Origin of the sequence: Streptomyces sp. NPDC046866 (genome assembly GCF_040704625.1) — a bacterium.
In the GTDB taxonomy this organism is placed as follows: domain Bacteria; phylum Actinomycetota; class Actinomycetes; order Streptomycetales; family Streptomycetaceae; genus Streptomyces.
This window is the reverse complement of record NZ_JBEYXN010000010.1, coordinates 97,588-119,156: the sequence shown is the minus strand read 5'-3', so window position 1 is coordinate 119,156 and position 21,569 is coordinate 97,588. Positions and strand designations below refer to the sequence as shown.

At 77.1% G+C, this 21,569-nt stretch carries 18 protein-coding genes; 14 read left to right on the top strand and 4 right to left on the bottom strand.

Going from position 1 to position 21,569, the window contains the following annotated elements:
* The first annotated feature begins 21 nt into the window (after positions 1-21).
* From AB0953_RS17420 to AB0953_RS17385, 8 genes are all read left to right on the top strand, one after another.
* On the top strand, positions 22-1,014 hold the full coding sequence (locus tag AB0953_RS17420) for a DUF1996 domain-containing protein (RefSeq protein ID WP_366860338.1): 993 nt from the start codon (positions 22-24) through the stop codon (positions 1,012-1,014).
* 117 nt (positions 1,015-1,131) lie between these two features.
* On the top strand, positions 1,132-1,731 hold the full coding sequence (locus tag AB0953_RS17415; RefSeq protein WP_366860337.1) for a sigma-70 family RNA polymerase sigma factor: 600 nt from the start codon (positions 1,132-1,134) through the stop codon (positions 1,729-1,731).
* Positions 1,728-2,462: a zf-HC2 domain-containing protein gene (locus AB0953_RS17410; RefSeq protein WP_366860336.1), complete on the top strand. Its 735-nt coding sequence runs from the start codon at positions 1,728-1,730 to the stop codon at positions 2,460-2,462. Before AB0953_RS17415 ends, AB0953_RS17410 begins: the two co-directional genes overlap by 4 nt.
* A gap of 181 nt (positions 2,463-2,643) precedes the next feature.
* Positions 2,644-3,546: a hypothetical protein gene (locus AB0953_RS17405; RefSeq protein WP_366860335.1), complete on the top strand. Its 903-nt coding sequence runs from the start codon at positions 2,644-2,646 to the stop codon at positions 3,544-3,546.
* Positions 3,543-4,385 carry an alpha-L-glutamate ligase gene (locus AB0953_RS17400; protein ID WP_366860334.1) on the top strand — a complete coding sequence of 281 codons (843 nt, stop codon included), beginning with the start codon at positions 3,543-3,545 and terminating at the stop codon, positions 4,383-4,385. Before AB0953_RS17405 ends, AB0953_RS17400 begins: the two co-directional genes overlap by 4 nt.
* Positions 4,386-4,536: 151 nt before the next feature.
* Entirely contained in the window at positions 4,537-5,499 is a 963-nt protein-coding gene (locus AB0953_RS17395; RefSeq protein ID WP_366860333.1) for a DMT family transporter, read from the top strand.
* Positions 5,500-5,531: 32 nt separating this feature from the next.
* Positions 5,532-6,587, top strand: a complete 1,056-nt coding sequence (locus AB0953_RS17390; RefSeq protein ID WP_366860332.1) for a zinc-dependent alcohol dehydrogenase family protein — start codon at positions 5,532-5,534, stop codon at positions 6,585-6,587.
* A gap of 75 nt (positions 6,588-6,662) precedes the next feature.
* On the top strand, positions 6,663-7,097 hold the full coding sequence (locus tag AB0953_RS17385) for a hypothetical protein (protein WP_366860331.1): 435 nt from the start codon (positions 6,663-6,665) through the stop codon (positions 7,095-7,097).
* A 26-nt stretch (positions 7,098-7,123) separates the two neighbouring features.
* On the opposite strand, the gene AB0953_RS17380 is transcribed toward AB0953_RS17385, so the two are convergent.
* Entirely contained in the window at positions 7,124-8,224 is a 1,101-nt protein-coding gene (locus AB0953_RS17380; protein ID WP_366860330.1) for a DUF2330 domain-containing protein, read from the bottom strand.
* Positions 8,225-8,364: 140 nt separating this feature from the next.
* Here AB0953_RS17380 and AB0953_RS17375 point away from each other — a divergent pair, with 140 nt between their 5' ends.
* Complete coding sequence (locus AB0953_RS17375; RefSeq protein WP_366860329.1) at positions 8,365-8,844, top strand: hypothetical protein; 480 nt, start codon at positions 8,365-8,367, stop codon at positions 8,842-8,844.
* Between the two features lie 163 nt (positions 8,845-9,007).
* Complete coding sequence (locus tag AB0953_RS17370) at positions 9,008-10,210, top strand: alpha/beta hydrolase (protein WP_366860328.1); 1,203 nt, start codon at positions 9,008-9,010, stop codon at positions 10,208-10,210.
* A 15-nt stretch (positions 10,211-10,225) separates the two neighbouring features.
* Here the strand turns inward: AB0953_RS17370 and AB0953_RS17365 are convergent, their stop codons facing one another.
* Positions 10,226-11,065, bottom strand: a complete 840-nt coding sequence (locus tag AB0953_RS17365) for an NAD-dependent epimerase/dehydratase family protein (protein ID WP_366860327.1) — start codon at positions 11,063-11,065, stop codon at positions 10,226-10,228.
* Between the two features lie 71 nt (positions 11,066-11,136).
* Here AB0953_RS17365 and AB0953_RS17360 point away from each other — a divergent pair, with 71 nt between their 5' ends.
* The gene (locus tag AB0953_RS17360; RefSeq protein WP_366860326.1) at positions 11,137-12,057 is read left to right on the top strand and encodes a LysR family transcriptional regulator; all 921 of its coding nucleotides are present in this window, start codon (positions 11,137-11,139) and stop codon (positions 12,055-12,057) included.
* A 153-nt stretch (positions 12,058-12,210) separates the two neighbouring features.
* Here AB0953_RS17360 and AB0953_RS17355 read toward each other — a convergent pair whose 3' ends face one another.
* The gene (locus tag AB0953_RS17355; RefSeq protein ID WP_366860325.1) at positions 12,211-12,588 is read right to left on the bottom strand and encodes a hypothetical protein; all 378 of its coding nucleotides are present in this window, start codon (positions 12,586-12,588) and stop codon (positions 12,211-12,213) included.
* 266 nt (positions 12,589-12,854) lie between these two features.
* Positions 12,855-13,580, bottom strand: coding sequence for an ABC transporter ATP-binding protein (locus AB0953_RS17350; protein ID WP_366860324.1), 726 nt, complete (start codon positions 13,578-13,580; stop codon positions 12,855-12,857).
* 195 nt (positions 13,581-13,775) lie between these two features.
* Here AB0953_RS17350 and AB0953_RS17345 point away from each other — a divergent pair, with 195 nt between their 5' ends.
* From AB0953_RS17345 to AB0953_RS17335, 3 genes are all read left to right on the top strand, one after another.
* Entirely contained in the window at positions 13,776-17,126 is a 3,351-nt protein-coding gene (locus tag AB0953_RS17345) for an FtsX-like permease family protein (protein WP_366860323.1), read from the top strand.
* Positions 17,127-17,814: 688 nt separating this feature from the next.
* Positions 17,815-20,565, top strand: coding sequence for a hypothetical protein (locus AB0953_RS17340; protein ID WP_366860322.1), 2,751 nt, complete (start codon positions 17,815-17,817; stop codon positions 20,563-20,565).
* Between the two features lie 41 nt (positions 20,566-20,606).
* Positions 20,607-21,551 carry an ABC transporter ATP-binding protein gene (locus AB0953_RS17335; protein ID WP_366860438.1) on the top strand — a complete coding sequence of 315 codons (945 nt, stop codon included), beginning with the start codon at positions 20,607-20,609 and terminating at the stop codon, positions 21,549-21,551.
* Positions 21,552-21,569 lie beyond the last annotated feature (18 nt).

Here is a 21,569-nt window from a genome sequence, read left to right as displayed (position 1 = left end):
GCAGCCGCAACCGTGATCCGCATGGGGATGGGGAACGAACGCCGCCTGCTGACGCTGCTGGTCTGCCTCGTGCTGGGCACGGGACTGGTCGCGGCCGTCCTGGGTGCCTCACGCGCCGCCGGCCCGCGTCCGGCGCAGGCCGTGCGCCCGGGCGACACGGTGGACCTGCGCGACGTGCCGCCCGCGCCCGCCGAACCGCCTCCCGGGCCCGACGCGTCCACCGGCACCGTGACGGTGGACTGCGGGCGCAACGGCGAGGGCCACTACAACGAGGACAACCTCGTCGTGTCCCCGGGGATCCGCTCGGGCGCCCACCACACGCACGCCTACGTCGGGAACCTGTCCACGGACGCCCTCTCGACCGACGCCTCCCTGGCCGCCGCCGCGACCGGCTGCCGCGGCGGCGACCGCTCCACCTACTACTGGCCGGTCCTGCGCCGCCCCGACCGGGCGGGCACGCAGCCGCACGAGCACTCCGCCGGCCACGGCAACAGCGGGGAGATCCTGCACGAGGCGTCGGTCACCGTGGAGTTCCGCGGCAACCCCGTCGGCAAGGTGGTGCCGATGCCGCCCTTCCTGCGCGCCGTCACGGGCGACGCGGTGGCCGCGACCGCGCGCACCGAGGCCGACGTCCGCGCCCGCTGGGGCTGTTCCGGCTCCCCGGAACGGACCACCACCCGCTACCCTCGCTGCCCCGCCGGCGACCGGCTCACCCGCACGCTGGTCTTCCCCAGCTGCTGGAACGGGCTGGACCACGACAGTGCGAACCACCGTGCGCACCTGGCCTTCCCCGCCGCCAACGGGGTCTGCCCGCAGGGCGGCTTCGCCGTGCCGCAGCTGCGGATCACGCTGGCGTACGACGTGCCGCCGGGGACGGCGGTCGCGGTGGACTCCTTCCCCGAGCAGCGGCACAGCCCGAAGACCGACCACGCCATGTTCGTGAACGTCATGACGGACGCGCAGATGGCCGCCCTCGTGGACTGCCTCAACCAGGGCCGCACCTGCCGCACCTGAGCCGGCGGCACCCGCGGAACGGGCCCACCTACCCGAGTGACGCAGGTCACATGAACCGGATTCCGGCCCACCGCGTGTTCTGACCGCACGGCTCGGCGAGGAAGAGGAAGAGGTGCGATGGCCGGACCACTGTGGCCCCGTACGCGGCGGGGCTCGACGGACGAGGCACTGATCAGGTCGGTGTACGAGGAGCACGGCCATGCGCTGCTCGCGTACGCCACCCGGCTGACCGGGGACCGGGCCACCGCCGAGGACGTCGTCCAGGAGACGCTGATCCGGGCGTGGCGGCATTCCGAAGCCCTGGTCAACGGAAAGGGATCGGTGCGCGGCTGGCTGCTGACGGTGGCCCGCAACATCATCACCGACCGCTACCGGGCCAGGGCCGCCCGCCCGCAGGAGGTCTCCGGGGCGGCGGCCGCTCCCCCGGTGGAACTCGACCACGCCGATGCGGTGGTGGACACGGTGACGGTGCTGGGGGCGCTCGACCAGCTCACGCCGGAGCACCGGGACGTGCTGAAGGAGTTGTACTACCGGCAGCTCAGCGTCGCCGAGGCCGCCGACAGCCTCGGCATTCCGGCCGGTACGGTCAAATCGCGCTCGCACTACGCCCTCAAGGCGTTGCGCGAGGTGTTTCGGCAGAACAGCACCAAGGAGGGGAATCGCATGGGCGGCAGGCCGCCCCAGCAGCCCGCCGGACTGCGGGAGGTGGTGGCATGAACCGACAGCGGCACGAGGAGGAGGAACTCCTCGGCCCCTACGTCCTCGGCGTCCTCGACGGACAGGACGTACTCCGGGTCGAGGAGCATGTGAGCGGCTGCGTGCAGTGCCGTGAGGAGGTGGCCGCGTTGCGCGAGATGGAAGCGGCGCTGGGCGAGGTGCCCGCGGAGGCGTTCCTCGACGGGCCGCCCCAGGGCGGCGACCTGCTGCTCCAGCGCACCCTGCGGCAGGTCCGCGGGGAGGCGGCCGCGCAGCGGCGGCGCCGGCTGGGCCTGACCGGGCTGGCCGCGGCGGCCGCGCTGGCCGCGGTGTTCTGGGCCGGGGCCCGGATGGGATCGTCCGACGGCGAGGCCGTCGCCGTCCCGCAGCCGCCCGGGGCCACGGTCTCCGCGGCGCCGTCCCCGCCGCCCGCCGGGACCAAGGTGGCCTCGGCCGCCGATTCCGGCTCCGGCGCGCGGATGACCGTCCAGGTCACCCCGGCCGCCAAGTGGGTCCGGGTGCACGCGGCGGTGACCGGGATCCCGCCGGGCGAGCGGTGCCGGCTGGTGGTGGTCGGCAAGGACGGCAGCCGTACCTCCGCGGGCAGCTGGGTCGTCGGCAGCCAGGAGAACGGCGGGGGCAAGGGCGCGGCCCTGGACGGCTCGGCGGCCGTCGACCCGTCCCTGGTGAAGGCGGTCGTCGTGGAGAACGAGGCGGGCAGGACCTTCGTCTCCGTACCGATGCCGGCGTAGACCGCCCAAGCCGGCCCGCCCGCCCGGGAGTCCGGCCTGCCGCTCGCAGGCCGGACTTCCGTCCGCCCCGCCCGCCCCGAGTCGGACCGATTGTCACATTGCGGTCCATGACATCCTGTGACGTCACAACTCGCCGGGCGGAATCGGCGGACGTCCGGGGAATACGGGGTGGGAAAAGGCGATGAGGCTCTGCTTCCTGGTGGAGGAGCACTACCGCCACGACGGGATGCCCAACGAGGTGATCGGGCAGCTCACGGCGTGGGGGCACCGGGTGGACGTGGTGCGGCCGGGCGGCTCGCTGCTGCGGATGACCGAGGCCGTGGACGCCGGCGCGCACGACGCGTGGGTGCTCAAGACGGTGTCCGGCGGGCCGGGGCTCACCCTGCTCGAGGCCGCCGCCGCGGCCGGGCTGACCACCGTCAACGACGCCCGGTCGATCCGGGGCGTCCGGGACAAGGCGCTGGCCGCGGCCGTCGGGCGGGCCGGTGGGCTGCCGATGCCGCCGACGTACGCGGTGGCCCGGCCCGACCTGCTGCGGGAGATACCGGCAGGCGAGTACCCGCTGGTCGTCAAGCCGGCCGACGGCAGCTCCGGGCGCGGGGTGCGCCTGGTGTCCTCGCCCGAGCGGCTGGAGCAGCTCCTGCCGGAACTCGCGGGCGAGGGCATGCTCATCGCCCAGCCGTACGTGCCGAACCCGGGCACCGACGTCAAGGTCTACGCGGTCGGCGGTGAGCTGTTCGCGACCGAGCGCTGCTCTCCGCTGCATCCCGATCCGGCGGTGCGGGAGCGGCGCGTGCCGCTGTCCGGCGAGGTCGCCGCGATCGCCGCGCAGGTGGGGGCGGTCTACGGGCTCGACCTGTACGGGGTGGACGTGCTGCTGGGCCCGGACGGGCCGGTGGTCGTCGACGTGAACGACTTCCCGAGCTTCCGCCAGGTCCCCGATGCGGCGGCCCGGGTGGCCCGGGCGGTGCTCGGGCTGGCCGGGGCGGGCGGCTCCGCGGCTGCCGCCTGCCGGACCCGGGCGCGGGCGCTGCCGTTGGCCATCCCGGCGCAGGCCGCGCGGGCGGGCGAGGCCGCCCGGTGAGGATCTGCCTGATCACACCGGAGCCGGGGCATCCGCTGCTGGCCGGTGCGGCGGAGCTGCTGCGCGCGGCGGGGCACCGGGTGGAGGCGCTGGACCCGGGCGCCGCCGGGGAGGCCGGGGAGGTGCCCGGGGTGCGGGAGACCGGGCAGGGTCCGGCCGACGTGTACCTGCTGAAGGCGCGGACGCCGCGGGCGCTGGGCCTGGCGCGGGAGCTGGAGCGGCGGGGCGCGGCCGTGGTCAACTCGGCCGCGGCGACCGCGCTCTGCCAGGACCGCACGGCGATGGCGGAGCTGGCCCGGCGGGCCGGGCTGCCGTTCGCCGGGACCCGTACGCACGGCTCGCTCGCGGCCTGGGCCGCATCCGGCGGAGCGCGGCGGGAGCTGGCCGCCGGCCCGGTCGTCGTCAAGAGCCGGCACAGCCGCCGGCACGACCTGGTCGCCCGGGTCGACGGCCCGGACCGGCTGCGGGAGCTGGCGGCGGCGTGGCCCGAGGAGCCGGTCGTGGTGCAGGACTTCGCCGCCAACAGCGGCTGGGACCACAAGCTGTGGGCGATAGGCGACCGGGTCTTCGCCGCCCTGCGCCGCTCCGAGCTGGCCCCCGGGGGCCTGGGTCCGGCGCGGCCGCTCGACCCGGCCGGACTCCCGGCCGGCTGGGAGCAGCTGGTCCGCCGGGTGGGCGAGGTGTTCGCGCTGGACGTCTTCGGCGTGGACATCGTCGGCACCGGCGACGGCAGCCCGCTCATCGTGGACGTCAACGCCTTCCCCGGCATCCGCGGCCAGGCCGCCGCCCCCGGGGCCCTGGCCGGCCTGGCCCTGGCACGCGCTGGCGAGCGCCGCTGAGCCCTGCTCCCGGGCCGCGGCCACGGCCCGGGAGCCGCGCCTCCGGCGGGCCGGCCCCCGGCAGGTGCGGTTCGGGACCGGTCGGGGGAATCCGCAGGGCGGGGCGTGTCGGCGGGGGCCGGGGTGCCCCGGGCGGCACGAGGATCGGCGGATGGGCGTCGCACTGCCGGTCCTCTTCGCACTGTTCGCTGCGCTCAGCAATGCGCTGGCGACCGTGCTCCAGCGGCGGGCCGCCCTCACGGTGCCGCAGAGCCAGGGATTCCGGTTCGGGCTGATCCTGGACCTGGTGCGGCGGCCCGTCTGGCTCGGCGGGATCCTCGCCGTCGTCGCGGCCGGCGCGGGGCAGGCCGCGGCGCTGGCCACCGGCGCGCTGGTGCTCGTCCAGCCGCTGTTCGTGCTGGAGCTGCCGTTCGCCCTGCTGATCGCCTCGCTCGTGACGCGGCACCGGCTTCCGGGGGCGGTGTGGCGGGCCGTGGCGGCGGTGGTGGGCGGGCTGGGGCTGGCGCTGGCCGCGGCCTCACCCGCCGGGAACCGTACGCACGTACCGCTGGACCGGTGGCTGCCCGCGCTGGTGGGGTGCGCGGCCGCCGCCGCGGCGCTGGCCGTGGCGGGGCTGCGCCGGCCTCCGGGGCGGGCCCGGGCCGGGTGCCTGGGCGCCGCCACCGCCGTCTGCTACGCGACCACGGCCGCGCTGATGAAGGACTCCGTGCCGCTGCTCGGGGAGGGCGGGATCGGGCCGTTCCTGTCCGCGTGGCAGACGTACGGCTTCGCGGTGACCGGCATCTGCGCCCTGCTGCTGCTCGAACACGCCATGCAGGGCGGCCCGCTGGTCGCCTCTCAGCCGGCGCTGACGCTGGGCGACGCGAGCGTGAGCGTTGCGCTGGGCGTGGTCCTGTACGACGAGCACCTGAGGGCGGGCTGGTGGGTGCTGCTCCAACTGGTGGGCATCGCCCTGATCTGCATCGGCGTCATCGCCCTCGCCCGGGCCGAGGCGACGGAGGGCGAGAGCGAGAAGGCGGGCAGGGGCGGAAGCGCGGACGCCGACGCCGACGCGGACGCCGACGCCGGCGGGAGCGGGGGCGCGGGCGGGAGCGGGGGCGACGGAGGCGGGTAGCGTGCGCACCAGTCGAGTGGAGGGCGGACGCGATGCGCGCAGTGGTCTTCGAGCAGTACGGGCAGCCGGCCGCGGTGCGGCAGGTGCCGGATCCGTCGCCTTCCCCGGGCGGGGTGGTGGTGCGCGTCGAGGCGACCGGGCTGTGCCGCAGCGACTGGCACGGCTGGATGGGCCACGACCCGGACATCGTGCTGCCGCACGTCCCCGGCCACGAACTCGCCGGGGTGGTGGAGGAGGTGGGCCCGGGGGTCACCCGCTGGCGGGCCGGGGACCGGGTCACGGTGCCGTTCGTCTGCGCCTGCGGGAGCTGCGCCGAGTGCGCGGCCGGCCAGCAGCAGGTGTGCGAGCGGCAGACCCAGCCCGGTTTCACGCACTGGGGCTCCTTCGCCCAGTACGTGGCCCTGGAGCACGCCGACGTGAACCTGGTGGCCGTGCCGGAGGAGCTCGCGTACGCCACGGCCGCGGGCCTGGGCTGCCGCTTCGCGACGGCGTTCCGCGCGGTGGTCGCTCAGGGCCGGGCGGCTCCCGGGGAATGGGTCGCCGTGCACGGGTGCGGCGGGGTCGGCCTGTCGGCGGTGATGATCGCGGCGGCGGCCGGGGCGCGGGTGGTGGCGGTGGACGCGGCTCCCGAAGCACTGGAGCTGGCCCGGAAGTTCGGCGCGGTGCACGCGGTGGACGCTCGTACGGCCTCCGACACGGCGCAGGCGGTGCGGGAGCTGACCGGCGGCGGCGCGCACCTGTCGCTGGACGCCCTGGGCTCGCCGGTGACGGCCGCCGCCTCGGTGGCCGGGCTGCGCCGACGCGGACGGCACGTGCAGGTGGGGCTGCTGCCGCCCGCGGCGGGGGCGGCGGTGCTGCCGATGGAGCGGGTGATCGGCTGGGAGTTGGAGATCCTCGGCAGCCACGGGATGGCCGCGCACGCGTATCCGCCGATGATGGAGCTGGTCCGGTCCGGGGCGCTGCGGCCGGACCTCCTGGTCACGGCCGCGCTGCCGCTCGACGCGGCTCCGGCGGCCCTGGCGGCGATGGGCACGGCGCCGGGCCGCGGGGTGACGATCGTCCTGCCGCAGGAGCCGGCCGCGATCTGAGCTACGATCTGCCGCGATTCGATCGATCGTCCGTTCGTCCGACCACTCGGACGAACGTCCGAAAGGGGTGGGCTGGTGGGAGCGAAGTCCCGCACGACCGTGGCGGCGCGGACCGCGACCGGCGTGGTGGCGGCCCTTGCGGCCGTCGTCCTGGCCGCCGGCTGCTCCGGCAAGGCGCCGGCGGGGGACAAGCCCGCCGGATCGACGGCCCCGCCCGCGCCGTCGCCCTCCGCCTCCCCCGATCCGGCGCAGGCGCCGACCCCGTCGCAGGAGCCCTCGGGGTCTTCGGAGCCGGCCGAGACGCCCGATCCGACGGCCACCCCCGGCGCGCGCCCGAAGACCCCGCCGGGGACGGGCGGTTCGGGCGGTTCGGGCGGTTCGCAGATCCCGCAGAACCCCCACCGCGGGCCCAACCCGCCGCCCGCGCCGACGCACACGCCGGTCCTGGACTGGACCCCGCCGACCTTCGACCCGGGCGCCACCTACACGGTCCCCCCGCTGCCGAGGTAGCCGCCGCGCGTCGGCCCGGGCGGTTCTCAGGCCGGGTTCGGCGGCGCGGTGGGCGCCGGCGGGGCTGCGCGCCGGGCCCTGCGGCGGCGCAGGGCGACCACCGCCCCGAGGAGCACGGTGAGGAAACCGGCGCCGACCGTCAGCAGCCAGGCCGGGACGCCGCCGACCTTGCGGATCACCCCGTGGTAGACGGCGCGCCGGTACGGGGTGTCCGCGGCGGTCGCGCGCAGTTCGTGGTCGCCGTCGATGCGGCCCGGCTCCGGGAACTCCTGGTCGATCGCGGTGAGGAAGGCCTCCTTGCCGTCGGTGAGGGCGGCGAGGTGCCGGTCGGGCGTGATCCGCCCCGCGAAGGTGACCTTCGGCGCCTCGCCGCCGATCCGGCCGACGGGCTCCATGCGGTGGTCGGCCAGGACGTACAGGCCCAGCGACTGCGGGGTCTTGGCCATGCGGGAGAGCCGCATCGGGTAGACGAGCCGGTCGCTGTCGAAGCGGATCCGCAGGGGGTCCAGCGTGCCGTACAGGATCCGGCCCTTGCCGCGCGGGGCCAGGCGGACCGCCACGTACTCCCACCCCTGGTCCACGTACGGCTTGACCTCGGCGGCGAGCGTCTCGGGCAGCCGGAAGCCGTTGGACTCCAGCCAGCCGCGCAGCGCCCCGGGGTCGGTGGCGGTCAGCCGGGCCACGTCGAAGTCCCCGAGCTGCTCGCGGCCGACGACGCCGACCGGGGCCGCGGCTTCGGGGGGCGGGGCGGCGGCGGTGTCGCCGATGGAGGAGGAGAAGGGCCAGTCGCCCTGGCGCGGCCAGAAGTAGTACCGCGCCTTGTGCTCGGGCAGGGTCGCCCGCTCCAGTTCTCCGAAGACCGCCGGGTCGCCGAGCTCCACCGTGGCGCGGGTGGGCACCGGCATGATCCAGGCGGCCTGCTTGGCGTTGCCGCCGACGGTGAACCGCATCACGATCTGCTCGGTGCGGCCGTCGAACCGCACGACGGAGGTCTCGCGGGAGACGCCGATCCGGGACTGGCCGTCGGGGACCATCGCCCCGCATCCGCACGCCCAGGCGGGGTTGACCAGCGATCCCAGCTGGGTCGCGAGCAGGGCGAGGAGCAGGGTCAGGATTCTTCTCTTCATCCACACGGGCTCTCAGACGACCGCCCGGTCGCTCCGGTTCCGCTTCGTCCGCCCGCCCGTTCGACCCCTCGGCCTCCGGGGGCCCCTCGGGAGGTCGGGCCCCCTGTCCCGTTGTCCGAGCCGGTCCCCATACTGCTGCCATGAGAGGGACGGACAAGCCGCGCAGCAGCCCGCTGGTGCCCGACGCCGTCGTGGCCGAAATCGCCCGGCACCACTGGGATTCCATGGTGTGCGGATGCGGCCGCAGCGCGGGGCACCTGGAGGACACGCTGTGGAACGCGGCCGAGGGGCATCCGGCGGCCTACCGCGCGCTGAACGGGCACGCGTTCCGGGCGGGGGTGCTCAAGGCCCCCGCCCCGGCGGTGTGCGGGGTGCTGATGGCCGTGTGGACGGCGGGGCCGCCGAGGCTGGCGACGCGGGAGGCCCTGCTGTGGTGCCTGGTCGCGCTGCTGGGATCGGACGACGACGGATCCGCGTACGAAGCCGGGCTGTACGGGCAGTGTGCGGCGTTCGTCCGCCGGGGCGTCGAATCGCTGCGGCGCGAGGCGGCGGCCCGGCCGGGCTCGGTCTCGGCCGCGTACGTGGACGGCGTCCTGCGGCTCCTCGGCCTGGCCGCCTGAGGCTCCCGCGGCGTGCGGCGCCACGGCCGGGGGCCGCTGCCGGGGGCCGCTGCCGGGGCCGCCGCAACGGCCCCGGGGTGCGACTCTCGGCGTACGCCCGCCGCTGCCGCGTACGTCCGGGGGGTGACGCGGGCGCGGGGACGGCGCCCGTAGCGTCCTGGGCATGGTCCAGCTGACTCGGGCGGCCGCGGCCGCCGTTCTCGCCTGTGCGGTCCTCTTACCGTCGACCGCCGCCACCGCCCACGCCGCTCCCGCCGCACCCGCCGCCGGCGCCGCCGCGGCGGCCGCCCCGGGGCCCGACGACCGGGGCGCCCGCGTGCGGCTGCCCGCGCCCACCGGTCGGTACGGGGTGGGCAGTTCCGTGCTCCACCTGGTCGACCGGTCCCGGCCCGACCCCTGGGTGCCCCAGGCCGGCGGGCGCGAGCTGATGGTGACCGTCCACTATCCGGCCGCGCCGCACGCGCAGGGCAGGCCGTCCCCGTACGCCGCCGAGGAGGAGGCGCGGCTGCTGCTGCGCGGTGCGGGGGTCGAGGACCCGGCCTCGGTCCGCGAGGTGGCCCGGATGCGGACGCACAGCGCGGTGGACGCGCGGCCCGCGCCGGGACGGCACCCGCTGGTGGTGCTCTCGCCGGGGTTCGGTGTGCCGCGGTTCACGCTCACGCACCTCGCCGAGGACCTGGCCTCGCGCGGGTACGTCGTCGCCTCCGTCGACCACGCCTACGAGACCTCGGGCACCGCCCTCCCGGACGGGCGGATCCTCACCTGCACGGCCTGCAAGCTCCTGGAGGAAGGGCAGGTGCCCGGCAGTGCGGTGACGGCGGCACGCGCCGCCGACACCCGCTTCGTGCTGGACCGGCTGACGGGTCCGCGGCCGGCCTGGCGGTACGCGGCGGCCGTCGACCGGACGCGGATCGGCATGGCCGGCCACTCGATCGGCGGGGCGGCCGCGGCCGCGGCGATGCTCGCGGACCGCCGGATCGCCGCGGGGGTGAACATGGACGGCGCCTTCTGGGACGCCCTGCCCGCCGGCGGCCTCGGCGGGCGGCCCTTCCTGCTGCTCGGCACCGACGACGAGGTGCACCGGCCGGGCGGGACCGACGCCACCTGGGACCGGACCTGGCCGGCGCTGGGCGGCTGGAAGCGGTGGCTGACCGTGGCGGGGGCCGACCACTTCAGCTTCTCCGACGCCCCCGTGCTCCAGCGCCGCTTCGGCCTGCCCGCCGGGGACATCCCCGCGGACCGGGCGCTGGACGTGACCCGGGCCTACGTCGCGGCCTTCTTCGACGAGCACCTGCGGGGCGTGCCGCAGCCCCTGCTCACCGGCCCGAGCCCGGACCGGCCGGAGGTCCGGTTCCACAGCCCCTGAGCGCGGCGGCGAGGGTCAGGCGGCTGCCGTCTCGACGATGGCCTGCGGCAGCCAGTCCGCCAGCCGGCCGAAGCCGAAACCCAGGGCCGCGGCCCGGCCGTTGTCCAGGGCGTAGTCGCGGTCGAAGGAGAACGGCGAGGCGGCGGTGCCGTTCGCGACGACCCGGTGGAGCGGCGCCCGGCCGACCCCTTCGCCGACCAGCTCGCACAGCCCGAGGACGTCGAGGGAGCCGTGGGAGGCGGCGTCGACGGTCCCGGTGAAGGACTGCTCGGCCGCCCAGTGCAGGAACCGGGCGATCTCCCGGTGGTGGACGAAGGAGGTGGCGTACGGGGCCTCGTGCACCTCGACGGGGGTCCCGGCGGCGATCCGCTCGACGTAGTGCGCGAGGCGTCCGGTGAACTCCTCCCGGCCGCCGCCCAGCACGTGGGCCGTGCGTACGGCGGCGAAGCCGAAGGGGGCCTCCTCGCCCGGGGCGCGGTGCAGGAACACCGCCTCGGCCCGGCGTTTGCCCTCGGCGTAGGCGCGGGCCTCGGCGCTCGGCGGCGCCGGGTCGTACACCTCCATCGTGGAGGTCATCACGTACCGGGCGGTCCGGCCGGCGAAGACGCGGCGGGCCACGGCGGCCTGCGCCGGCGTGTAGCACACCTGGTCGATGACGGTGTCGAAGGTGCGGGGGCCGAGCGCCGCGAGGAGCTGCCCCTCGTCGTCGCGGTCCGCGACCAGGTGGGCGACGCCGCGGGGCGGGCTGGCGGTGCCCCGGTTGAGGACCGTGACGTCGTGGCCGGCCCCGCGCAGGAGCGTGACCAGGTGCTTTCCGAAGTACCGGCTTCCGCCGATGACGAGTATCCGCTGCATGGCACCGACTCTGCCCAGGTATCGTCCCCAGCAGAACAGGCCACTTGCTGTACGGGTGTTAAGGGAAACTGATGATCGATGTGCAACGGCTGCGCGTCCTGCGTGCCGTCGCCGAGCACGGCAGCTTCAACAAGGCCGCCGGTGCGCTGCTGCTGACCCCGTCGGCCGTCTCGCAGCACATCGCCGCGCTGGAGCGGAGCCTCGGCCATCCGGTGGCCGCGCGCAGCACCCGCGGGGTGACGCTGACCGAGGCGGGGCGGCTGCTGGTGGATGCGGCCGAGACGATCGCGGCCGAGCTGGACCAGGTCCGCAGTGCGATCGACCGGCTGTCGGCCGGGCGGCCGCGGCTGACGCTCGCCACGTTCACGAGCGGCGGCCGGCATCTGCTGCCGCGGGCACTGCCGCGGTTCGTGGCCGACCGGCCCGAGGCCGAGCTGACCCTGCTGGAGGCCGAGCCGGAGACCGCCGTCGCGCTGGTGCGCAGCGGCGGCGCGGACCTGGCGCTGGCCTACCACTTCGACGGGCCGCCGCCGGTGCGTGCCGGGCTGGACTGGACGCCGCTGATGGACGATCCGATGTGGCTGGTGCTGCCGCAGGACCATCCCCTCGCCGGCCGCGCCGACCTCGACCCGGCCGAACTGCGCGGTGCACGCTGGGTCCTGGGCTGTCTGAAGACCGAGGCGTTCCTGCGCCGGTACGCGGCCCTGGCGGGCTTCGAACTGCAGGTGGCGGCGTCCACCACCGACTACTTCTTCGCCCAGACGCTGGTCGGGGCGGGCGTCGGAGTCTCCCTGGTCCCGCACGTGTCGCTGGCCCCGCCCGCCTCCTGCACGGCGGTACGGGTGGCACCGCCGCGCCCGGCCCGCCACATCGGCCTGATCACCCCGCGCCGCCGCGGCCCGCAGCCGTACGCCGACGCCCTGGCCGAAGCGCTGCGCGCGGCGGCGGGCACGGAAGCCGACGCGGGGGCCGGGGCCGGCCCCACGGCGTGACCCGTCCCCGCCCGGCCGGCCGGCTCGCCGTGCGCCTGCACCAGGTGTGCGTTGTCCGGGGTGAGCGCCCACGCCCCGACCCCGAGGTGCTGAACGACAGAGCGGCGGCGCCCCCTCGGAAGGGGGGCGCCGCCGCCGGTCCGCGCTCCCCGGTCAGTAGGTGTAGCTCAGGCCCGACGTGTACGGGGTCAGGGTGCGCTGGGACACCACACCGCGGTAGGTGTACCAGCCCCATTTCTTGCACATCGTCTGGTAGCTCAGGGTGTTGTACGCCCCGGTCCCCACCCGCACGCGCGGGTAGATGACGTTGTCGCCCCAGTCTCCGCCGGCCGGACCGCTCGAGTAGGTGTCCACCGCCCAGTAGACGCCGACGACCGATCCGCCCGCCGGACAGTTCCAGCTGCCGAAGTTGACCCAGACGTTCCCGCCCGACCAGGCGCTGGCCGGGGCGGCGCTCAGGCCGACGACCCCCAGCGCCATGAGCGAGCCCGCCAGTACGGCCCGGGACGTCCGCCACAGTGATCCACGCATATGACCTCCCCAGTGACGGCTGCGCGCATGTGTGCGCCGCCGCGCGCAGCAGCCTCCCATATCGGCCACACGATTGTCCGACTTTCTCTCAAACTGCTTTTATATCGAACTATTGCATGACATTCGGATGCTTGTGCGGAAGGAGAGCCGCTCCTCAGGCGGCCTGGTCATCAGGCCCGGTGCCCGGCCCGCCTAGCCGCCTTGACCCGCAGCGTTGTCAACGCCGGTCAGCGGATCCCGGCGAGGGCTGGGAACAACGCTGCGGGTCAATACACCTGGGAGTTCGGGCGGTGGATCCGGCCGTCGCGCAGCTCCACCACGTCGTCGGCGAGTTCGATCAGGGCCGGGTCGTGGGTGGCGACCAGGGCCGTCACGCCCTCGCTGCGGACCACGGCGCGCAGCAGCTGCATGATGGAGCGGCCGGTCTCGGAGTCGAGCTGCCCGGTCGGCTCGTCCGCGATGATCAGCGCGGGCTCGTTGGCCAGGGCGCGGGCCACGGCGACGCGCTGCTGCTGGCCGCCGGACAGCTCGCCGGGCCGCTGGCCCGCGTGGTCGGCCAGGCCGACCAGGGCCAGCAGGGTGCGGGCGCGCTCCTCGCGCCGGTCGGCGGGGACGCCGCGCATCCGCATCGGGACCCCCACGTTCTCGGCGGCGGTGAGGACCGGGATCAGGCCGAAGGACTGGAAGACGAAGCCGATCCGGTCGCGGCGCAGTGCGAGCAGGTCCGCCTCGCCCAGGCCGGCCAGGTCGGTGCCGTCGACGGTGACGGTGCCGCCGGTCGGGGCGTCCAGGCCGCCGACCAGGTTGAGCAGGGTGGTCTTGCCGGATCCGGAGCGGCCCTTGAGGGCGGTCAGGCGGCCGCGTCCGGCCTCGAAGGAGACGCCGCGCAGGGCGTGGACGGCGCGCTCGCCGCTGCCGAAGGTGCGGTGCACCTCGTGCACCGCGACCATCGGGGCGGCTGCCGCGGCTCCTCCGGCGTGGTCCTCTGACATGGTGCGGGCTCCCCCCGGAAATGGAGCGACCAACGCCGCTTCCTTCGCTTCTGCTCGGCCTCTGCGCGTCTTCCCTCAGGAATTTGTTCATCCGTCACCTACTTCGCGCAAGTCCCTTCCGCAGCACGTTCGAATCTGACAGCATCGTCCGCTATCCGGGACCAGTGGTCCGGAACGGGGGAGGAACAACGGCACATGCTCGGCTTCGTCGTGCGCCGGCTGCGCGGGCGACTGCCGCTCGCCGCCGCCGTGCTGCTGACCGTACTGATCACCACCACCGCCCTGACGGCGCTGTTCGCGTTCACCCGCGGCGTCGGCGAGGCCGGACTGCGCCAGGCCCTCCAGGGATCGGACCGCGCCCGGACCACCGTGCTCGTCACCGGCGAACACCCGGCGTCCGCCCGGGAGAAGGACGATGCGGCCGTACGCGCCTACGGCGCCGGGCTGTTCGGCCCGATCCCGTTCGGCGTGGAGAGCGTGGCGCGCAGCCGTGCGTACGGGCTGCCGCACGGCCGCCCGCAGGGCGGGGAGCAGCCGCTGACCCTGCTCGCCGCCCTCGACCGCAAGCGGGCCCTGCTCCTCTCGGGCCAGTGGCCCGGCCCGGTGGCCGCGCCCGGCGGCCCGGTGCCGGTGAGCGTCCCGCGGGAGGCGCTCGGGCCGCTGGGACTGGCCCAGGAGGCCCTGCCGGCGGAGGTCCGGCTCGACGACCGGTACGGGGGCGCCCCGCTCACCGTCCGCGTCACCGGCGTGTACGCGGCCGCCGACCACCAGGACGCGTACTGGCGGCTCGATCCGCTCGGCGGCCGGCACGTCCAGGTGGCCGGCTTCACCACGTACGGGCCGCTCCTGGCCGACGACAGCGCCTTCACGGCGGGCGGGCTGGTGCAGAACAGCCGGGCCTGGCTGCTCACCCCCGACTTCTCCGGCGTCCGCACCGCGGACACGGGGGCCGTCGCGGCCCGTGCGGCGGCCCTGGGCGACCGGCTGAAGGACTCCTCGGGGCTGCAGGCCCGCAGCGAACTGCCCGCCCTGCTCGCCGAACTGGACTCCGCGCGGCTGGTGGCGCGCTCGGCGGTGCTCATCGGCGCGCTCCAGCTCGTCGTCCTCGCCGCGGCCGCCCTGCTCCTCGTCGCCCACCTGCTCGCGGACCGCCAGGAGGGCGAGCGGGTCCTGCTCACCGCGCGGGGGGCCTCCCGCGCCCGGCTCGGCGCCCTCGGCCTCGCCGAGTCGCTGCTGCTCGCGGCGCCGGCCGCCGTGCTCGCGCCGCTGCTGGCCGGGCCGCTGCTGCGGCTGCTCGGCGGGTTCGGACCGCCGGCCCGCGTGTCGTTCGAGGAGACGGGGACCTGGCTGCTGTGGCCGGTCGCGGCGGGCTGCGCCCTGGCCTGCGTGCTGTTGACCACGCTGCCCGGCGTGCTGCGCGGCGCCGCGGCCGCCGCTCAGCGCCGCACCGGGCGGCGGCAGGCGCTCGTGGCCGGCGCCGTCCGCTCCGGCGCCGACCTCGCCCTGCTGGCCCTCGCCGTCCTCGCCTACCGGCAGCTCTCCCGGTACAGCGGCCACGGGCCTGCGACGTCCGACGGCCCGCCCGGGGCGGCGGGGGCCGCCGGCCGGCTCGGGGTCGACCCGGTCCTGGTGGCCGCGCCGACGCTCGCGCTGTGCGCGGGGACGCTGCTGGTGCTGCGGCTGCTGCCGTTCGCCGCCCGGCTGGGCGGCCGGATCGCCGCGCGCGGCCGCGGGCTCGGCCCGGCGCTCGTCGGCTGGCAGCTCGCGCGCCGCCCCGGGCGGGCGACCGGACCCGTCCTGCTGCTCGTCCTCGCCGTCTCCAGCGCCGTCATGGCCCTCGGCCAGCACACCGCCTGGTCCGCCTCCCAGCGCGACCAGGCGGAGTTCGCCACCGCGGGCGGCCTGCGGATCACCGGCAGCGACCTCGCCCCGATGGGCCAGGGCGGCCGGTACGGAGCGCTGGGCGACGGCACCCGCGCCATGCCCGTGATCCGCGTCCCGCAGGAGCTGCCCGGCGGGCGGGTCGCGCAGGTGGTCGCACTGGACGCCGCCGCGGCCGCCGCACGGGTGCCGCTGCGCGCCGACCTGCGCGACGGGCGGCCGATGCGGGAGCTGTTCGCACCGCTGGCCGCGCCGAGCGGCCCCGCCGCGGCCGCCGGGTCCGCGACCACGGGCACCGCCGGCGGCGACGACGGCATCGAACTGCCCGGGCAGCCGCGGCGGATCGACCTCGACGTGTCGCTACAGGCGCCGGAGGACAGCGGCCACCCGGGCCTCGGGCTGCTGCTGCGCGACCGGTTCGGGCTGACCTACCGGGCGCCGATGGTCCAGCTGCCCGACCGCGGCGAGGCCACCGTGTCGGTGGACCTCGGCGCGCTGACCGGCGCGCCCCTCGGGGCGGCCGCCGGTCCGCTGCGCATCGCCGGGATGGTGGTCTCGTACGTCCCCGCGGGCGACCGCACCACCTACGTCTCCGGCCGGCCCCCCGCGGTCGGGGGCGAGCTGGCACTGCGCCGGATCTCCGTGGCCGACAGCGCGGACGGCGCGGCGGTGCCGGTGCCCGTGCCCGGGCGCGTGTCGGCGGGCGGCGCAGGGTCCGGCTGGACGCTGACCGCCCCGCAGCTGCCCGGCGGAACCCCGCCCGCGGAACTGCTGCCGGCCGCACCCGACCGCCCGGAGCTGCTGCGGCTGCGCTACCAGGGCGGTACCGGTGCGCCCGGCGGCGTCCGGCTGGCGCTCGCCGCGCCCGGCGTACGGGCCCCCGCCGAGCTGTCCGGGACCGCAACCCGCGGCTACCTCGCCGGAGTCGGCGGCGCCGTCGGCGACCTGGTCCCGGTCCCGCTGGGCGGGGCCACCGTGCCCGTGCGGATCACCGCCGCGGTCGGCTCGCTGCCCGTGGTGGGCGACACCGCCCTCGCCGTGGACCTGGCCTCCGCCGGCCGGCTGTTGGCCGCCGACGCCCGGGAGCTGCCCGCGCCCGCCGAGTGGTGGCTGCCGGCCGCCTCCGCCGACGACCCGGCTCCGGCCGAGGCCGCGGCGTCCTTGCGCTCCGGGGCGGGGGTGCAGCAGGTGCTGCTGCGCCGGGAGGTGGCCGCCGGGCTGCTGGAGGACCCGCTGAGCGCCGGCCCGCAGGTTGCGCTGGCCGCCCTCGCCGCGGCCTGCGCGGTGCTCGCGGCGATCGGCTTCGCCGCGTCCGCCGCCGCTGCCGGGCGGGAGCGGGCCCGGGAGTTCGCCGTGCTCCTGGCGCTCGGCGCGTCCCGGCGGTCCCTGGCCCGGACCGCCGCGGCCGAGAGCTGCCTGCTCGTGGGGCTGGGCACCGCCGTGGGGGTGGCGCTGGGCGCCGCGATCGTGCACCTGGTGGTGCCGCTGGTGGTGCTGACCCCGGCCGCGCGGCGGCCGGAGCCCGAGGTGCTGGTCGGCCTGCCGGTCGGCCAGACCCTGCTGCTGGCCGCGGCCGTCGCCGCGGTGCCGCTGCTGTCGGCGGGCCTCGGCGCCCGCCGCGGCCGCAACGTGGCCGACCGCCTGCGCCAGGTGGAGGAAGCGTGACCCCCAGCCCCTTCCGCCCCCCGACCACCGCCCCGGTGCCGCCACGACCGGAGCGCGCCCGGCCCGCTGTCCCACCTGGAGGCAATGTGACCAGCCAGGCCCCCCGGTGCCCGGCCGGCACCGCGGAGCGACGACCGCCTGCAGAACCCGCGACATCCCCCGACACCGGTGGCAGCGCGCGGGCCGCACACCCGAGCGAAGGGACCGGACCCCACGGCCGCCCCACACCCGACCAGAAGGCCCAACAGCCGACCGGAACCACGGGATTGCGACCGGCCGCACGACCCGCGACATCCCTCGGCGGAAGCACGGGCGGCAACACGCGGGCCGCACACCCGAGCGCACCGACCGGACCCCACGGCCGCCCCGGCCAGGCCGGCCAACAGCCCGCCAGGAAGACGGGATTGCGACCGGCCGCACGGCCCGCGATATCCCTCGGCGGCAGCACGGGCGGTAGCACACGCACCGCACGGCCGAGCGCACCGACCGGAACCGGCGGCCGCCACGGCCGCCACGCGCCCGGTCAGGCCGGACAACGCCCGGCCGGAGCCACCGGATTCCGACCGGCCGCAGGACCTGCGGCATCCCGCGGCACCGGCGGCGGTGCACGGGCGGCGCAGGCGAGCGCGTCGACGGAGCCCTGCGGTCGGTGCGGTGTGGGCGGGCCGCTGTCCTTCCGGGAGGCGGTGTGACCCGCCGGGCATCCGGCCGCCCGGCCGTGCGGCCCCCGGCGCCCGCGCCCTGGGTGCGGACGCGGCTGCGCGCCGCGCCGCTGACCGCGCTGCTCGCCGCGGCCCTCGCGTTCACCGCCGTGTTCCTCGCCGCTGCCCTGCCGCGCGCCCTGGACCGCGCCGCCGACCAGGCGCTGCGCTCCTTCCTGCACGACCGCGGCCCCGGCCCGACGAGCCTGACCGCGACCTCCGCGGCCCGGTACGGGCGGCAGAGCCCCGAGGACCTCGACTCCGTGCTGGCCGCCCTCCTCGCCCGCACGGGGCCGGAGTTCCGCCTCGCCGCGTCCGGACCGGTCCACGGCAGCCAGGCGGTCCGCGCGCGCGACCTCGCCAATCCGGAGCTGGCCCGCCCCGAGGGCATCCCGCCGCGGATGTCCCTGATCCACCTGCGGCAGGCGGAGCGGCACGCCCGGCTGGTGGCCGGGCGGTGGCCGGGCGGCGGCGCCCCCGACGCACCGGTGCCGGTCGCCCTGTCGCAGAAGGCCTCGCAGACCCTGAACGCGCCGCTCGGCACGGTGGTGGAGACCCTGCCGGACCTGAGCGGCGTCCCCCGCAAGGCGGAGGTGGTCGGGCTGTACGCGGCCGTCGACGAGGACGACGTCTACTGGACCGAGCTGCCCTGCCTCACCCATGCCTGCGCCCTGCGCACCACCACCTCGCCGCCGAAGCCGTACTGGCAGACCGCCGCCCTCGTCGGAGCGGACGCGCTGGACCGGCTCGCGCCGTGGGGCGAGAGCGCCGAGGACTTCTGGCGGCTCCCGGTGGACACCGGCGCGCTGCGCGCCGACCGGCTGCCCGCCGTGCAGAAGGAGGTGGCCTCGTACGTGGCCGGGCCGACCGCCACCGGGCTGACGCGCTCCACCGGCCGCGGCGACCTGCGCATCACCTCGCGGCTGCCGCAGCTGTTCACGCAGGCCCGGGCCCGGCAGCAGGCCGCCGCGCCGCTCGCCGCGATCGGCCCGGCCGGGGTCGCCGGGGTGGCCGTCGTGGTGTTCTGCCTGGCCGGTGCCCTCGCCGCCGACCGCAGGCGGGAGGAGCTGGTGCTGCTGCGGGCCCGCGGCGGCTCCCGCGGCGGCATCGTGCGCCGCCTGCTCGCCGAGGGCGCGGTCACCGTACTGCCGGCTGCCGCCCTCGCGACCGCTCTGGCCGTGGTGCTGCTGCCGGCTCCGCGCTGGACGGGCACGCTGCTCGCCGCGGCGGCCACCGCCCTGCTCGCGCTGCTCGCCTTCCCGGTCCGGGCCGCCGTGCTGCTGTCGCCGCCGCGGGGGCCGGCGCCGCGGCGCCGGCTCGTCGCCGAGCTGCTGGTCCTCGCCGCCACCGTCGCGGCCGTGGTCGAGGTCCGCCGGCGCGGGGTGGCGCCCGCCGGGCAGGGCCTCGATCCGCTGCTGGTCGCCGCGCCGCTGCTGCTGGCCCTGTCCGGGGGACTGCTGCTGGCCCGGCTCCTGCCCGCCGCGGTCGGGGCCCTGGCCCGGGCGGCCGGGCGGGGGCGCGGTCTGATCGGCTTCCTCGGCCTGGCCCGCGCCGCGCGCGGCACGGGGAGCCGGGCCCGGCCGTCCGCGCTGCCGCTGGTCGCCCTGCTGCTGGCGGTCACCACGGGCGGCTTCGGCGCCACCGTGCTGGACGCGGTGGACACCGCCCGGCTGCGGGTGGCCCGGCTGGAGGTCGGCGGCGACGCCCGTATCGCCGCGCCGGCGGGTGCGGTGCTGCCGGAGCCGCTGGTGCGGGCCGCGGCCGCGCTGCCGGGCGTCAAGACGTCGGTCGGCGTGTGGACGGACGACCAGGCGTTCGTGTTCGGCACCAGCCAGGGCTCCACCCAGGTGCTGGTGGTCGTCGCGGAGCCGGCCGCCTACGCCGAGTTGGCCCGGACCGTCCGACGCGGGCGGTTCGACCCGGCCCTGCTCGCCGGCGGCGGCTCCCCCGACGCCCCGGTGCCCGCCCTGTTCAGCACCGCCCTGGCCCGGCAGGCCCCGACGGGCAGCGGCTACCGGCTGCGCCTGGACGCGGGCGGGGAGCTGCGCATCAACGCCGTGGGCGTGGTCGACGGCACCCCGGCCAAGCCGGGTGGAGGCGGGGCCTTCGTGGTGCTGCCGGCCGGTCCGGCCGCGGCCGCCGCGCCCCTCACCGCCCGCCCCGACCGGTGGCTGGCGACGGGCGCGGTCGGCGAGCGCCGTCTGCGCGAACTCGTCCGCGCCCACGGCGCCTCGGCAGCGCCGGCGGAGGAGTTCCAGGTCACGACCAGCACCGCAGTCGCCGACGGCCTCGGCCGGGACCCCCTGCAGCGGGCGGCGGGCCGGCTGTTCTGGGCCTCGCTGGCCGGCGCCGCGGGCTTCGCCCTGCTGGCGGTGCTGCTCACGCTGGTACGGGCCGCACCGGAGCGCGCCGCCCTGCTGGCCCGGCTGCGCACGATGGGCCTGCGGCCGCGGGAGGGGCTGCGGCTGATCCTGGCGGAGGCCCTGCCGCAGGCGGTGGCCGCCACCCTCGGCGGCGCCGCGGTCGCGGCCGCGGCCGTGGCCCTGCTGGGGCCGGCCGTGGACTTGTCGACCCTGGTCGGCTCGCCGGTGCCCACCGGACTGCGGCCCGCCCTGCGGCCCGTGCTGGTGCAGGCGCTGGCGCTGGCCGCCCTGGTCGCCGCGGCCGTCCTCGTCGAGGCGGCGGTGTCGGGGCGGCGCCAGATCACCACCGAGTTGAGAGCGGGAGACCAGCGTTGAACACCGAGCAGCCGACCTACGAAGAGCTGCGCCGGCAGGCGCTGGCCGCCTCCGCGCCCCGCGGTCCGCAGGCGGGCACGGCCATCGCCTGCGACCGGCTGGTGCGGATCTTCAGTACCGACGGGGTGGAGGTGCAGGCCCTGCAGGGCCTGGAGCTGACCGTGTCCCGGGGCGATCTGGTCGCCCTGGTCGGGGCCTCCGGCAGCGGCAAGTCGACGCTGCTGAACATCCTGGCGGGGCTGGACGTGCCGACCGCCGGCACGGCCGTCGTGGACGGGTACGACCTGCTGGAGATGTCCGCCAAGGACCGGCTGCGCTACCGGCGGGAGGCGGTGGGCTTCGTCTGGCAGCAGACCGCCCGCAATCTGCTGCCGTTCCTGACGGCGGCCCAGAACATCGCCCTGCCCATGCAGTTGCGGGGCCGCTCCCGCGGCGGGGGCCGCGCGGCAGGCGGCCGCTCCCCCGCGGGCCGGGCCGGGCGGACGGCCCGCGTCGCCGAGCTGCTCGAGGCCCTGGGCATCGCCGACCTGGCGGGCCGCCGGCCCGCCGAGCTCTCCGGCGGACAGCAGCAGCGCGTCGCGATCGCGGTGGCCATGGCGAACGACCCGGCGGTGCTGCTGGCCGACGAGCCGACCGGTGAACTCGACTCCGACACCGGCGCCGCGATCTTCGAGGCGTTCCGGACCGTGAACCGGGAGCTCGGCGCCACGGTGGTCATCGTCACGCACGACCCGCTCGTCGCGGGCGAGGTGCGCCGTACGGTCGCGATCCGCGACGGCCGCACCAGCAGCGAGGTCCTGCGCCGCACCGTCACCGACGAGCACGGCGCGGAGTCGGTGAGCGAGCGCGAGTACGTGATGCTGGACCGCACCGGCCGCGTACAGCTGCCGAGGAAGTTCCTGGAGGCCCTGGGCATGGAGCACCGCGTGGCCGTCGATCTGGCCGCCGACCGCATCGAGGTCCGCCCCGACGACGCCGAGGCCTGACCCGGGGGCTGCCGCGTC

Coding starts and splice junctions, on each gene's coding strand:
- AB0953_RS17380 (WP_366860330.1), bottom strand. CDS start 8,224: ATGAAGAGAAGAATCCTGACCCTGCTCCTCGCCCTGCTCGCGACCCAG.
- AB0953_RS17410 (WP_366860336.1), top strand. CDS start 1,728: ATGAACCGACAGCGGCACGAGGAGGAGGAACTCCTCGGCCCCTACGTC.
- AB0953_RS17345 (WP_366860323.1), top strand. CDS start 13,776: ATGCTCGGCTTCGTCGTGCGCCGGCTGCGCGGGCGACTGCCGCTCGCC.
- AB0953_RS17375 (WP_366860329.1), top strand. CDS start 8,365: ATGAGAGGGACGGACAAGCCGCGCAGCAGCCCGCTGGTGCCCGACGCC.
- AB0953_RS17360 (WP_366860326.1), top strand. CDS start 11,137: ATGATCGATGTGCAACGGCTGCGCGTCCTGCGTGCCGTCGCCGAGCAC.
- AB0953_RS17395 (WP_366860333.1), top strand. CDS start 4,537: ATGGGCGTCGCACTGCCGGTCCTCTTCGCACTGTTCGCTGCGCTCAGC.
- AB0953_RS17365 (WP_366860327.1), bottom strand. CDS start 11,065: ATGCAGCGGATACTCGTCATCGGCGGAAGCCGGTACTTCGGAAAGCAC.
- AB0953_RS17390 (WP_366860332.1), top strand. CDS start 5,532: ATGCGCGCAGTGGTCTTCGAGCAGTACGGGCAGCCGGCCGCGGTGCGG.
- AB0953_RS17405 (WP_366860335.1), top strand. CDS start 2,644: ATGAGGCTCTGCTTCCTGGTGGAGGAGCACTACCGCCACGACGGGATG.
- AB0953_RS17370 (WP_366860328.1), top strand. CDS start 9,008: ATGGTCCAGCTGACTCGGGCGGCCGCGGCCGCCGTTCTCGCCTGTGCG.
- AB0953_RS17420 (WP_366860338.1), top strand. CDS start 22: ATGGGGATGGGGAACGAACGCCGCCTGCTGACGCTGCTGGTCTGCCTC.
- AB0953_RS17350 (WP_366860324.1), bottom strand. CDS start 13,580: ATGTCAGAGGACCACGCCGGAGGAGCCGCGGCAGCCGCCCCGATGGTC.
- AB0953_RS17415 (WP_366860337.1), top strand. CDS start 1,132: ATGGCCGGACCACTGTGGCCCCGTACGCGGCGGGGCTCGACGGACGAG.
- AB0953_RS17355 (WP_366860325.1), bottom strand. CDS start 12,588: ATGCGTGGATCACTGTGGCGGACGTCCCGGGCCGTACTGGCGGGCTCG.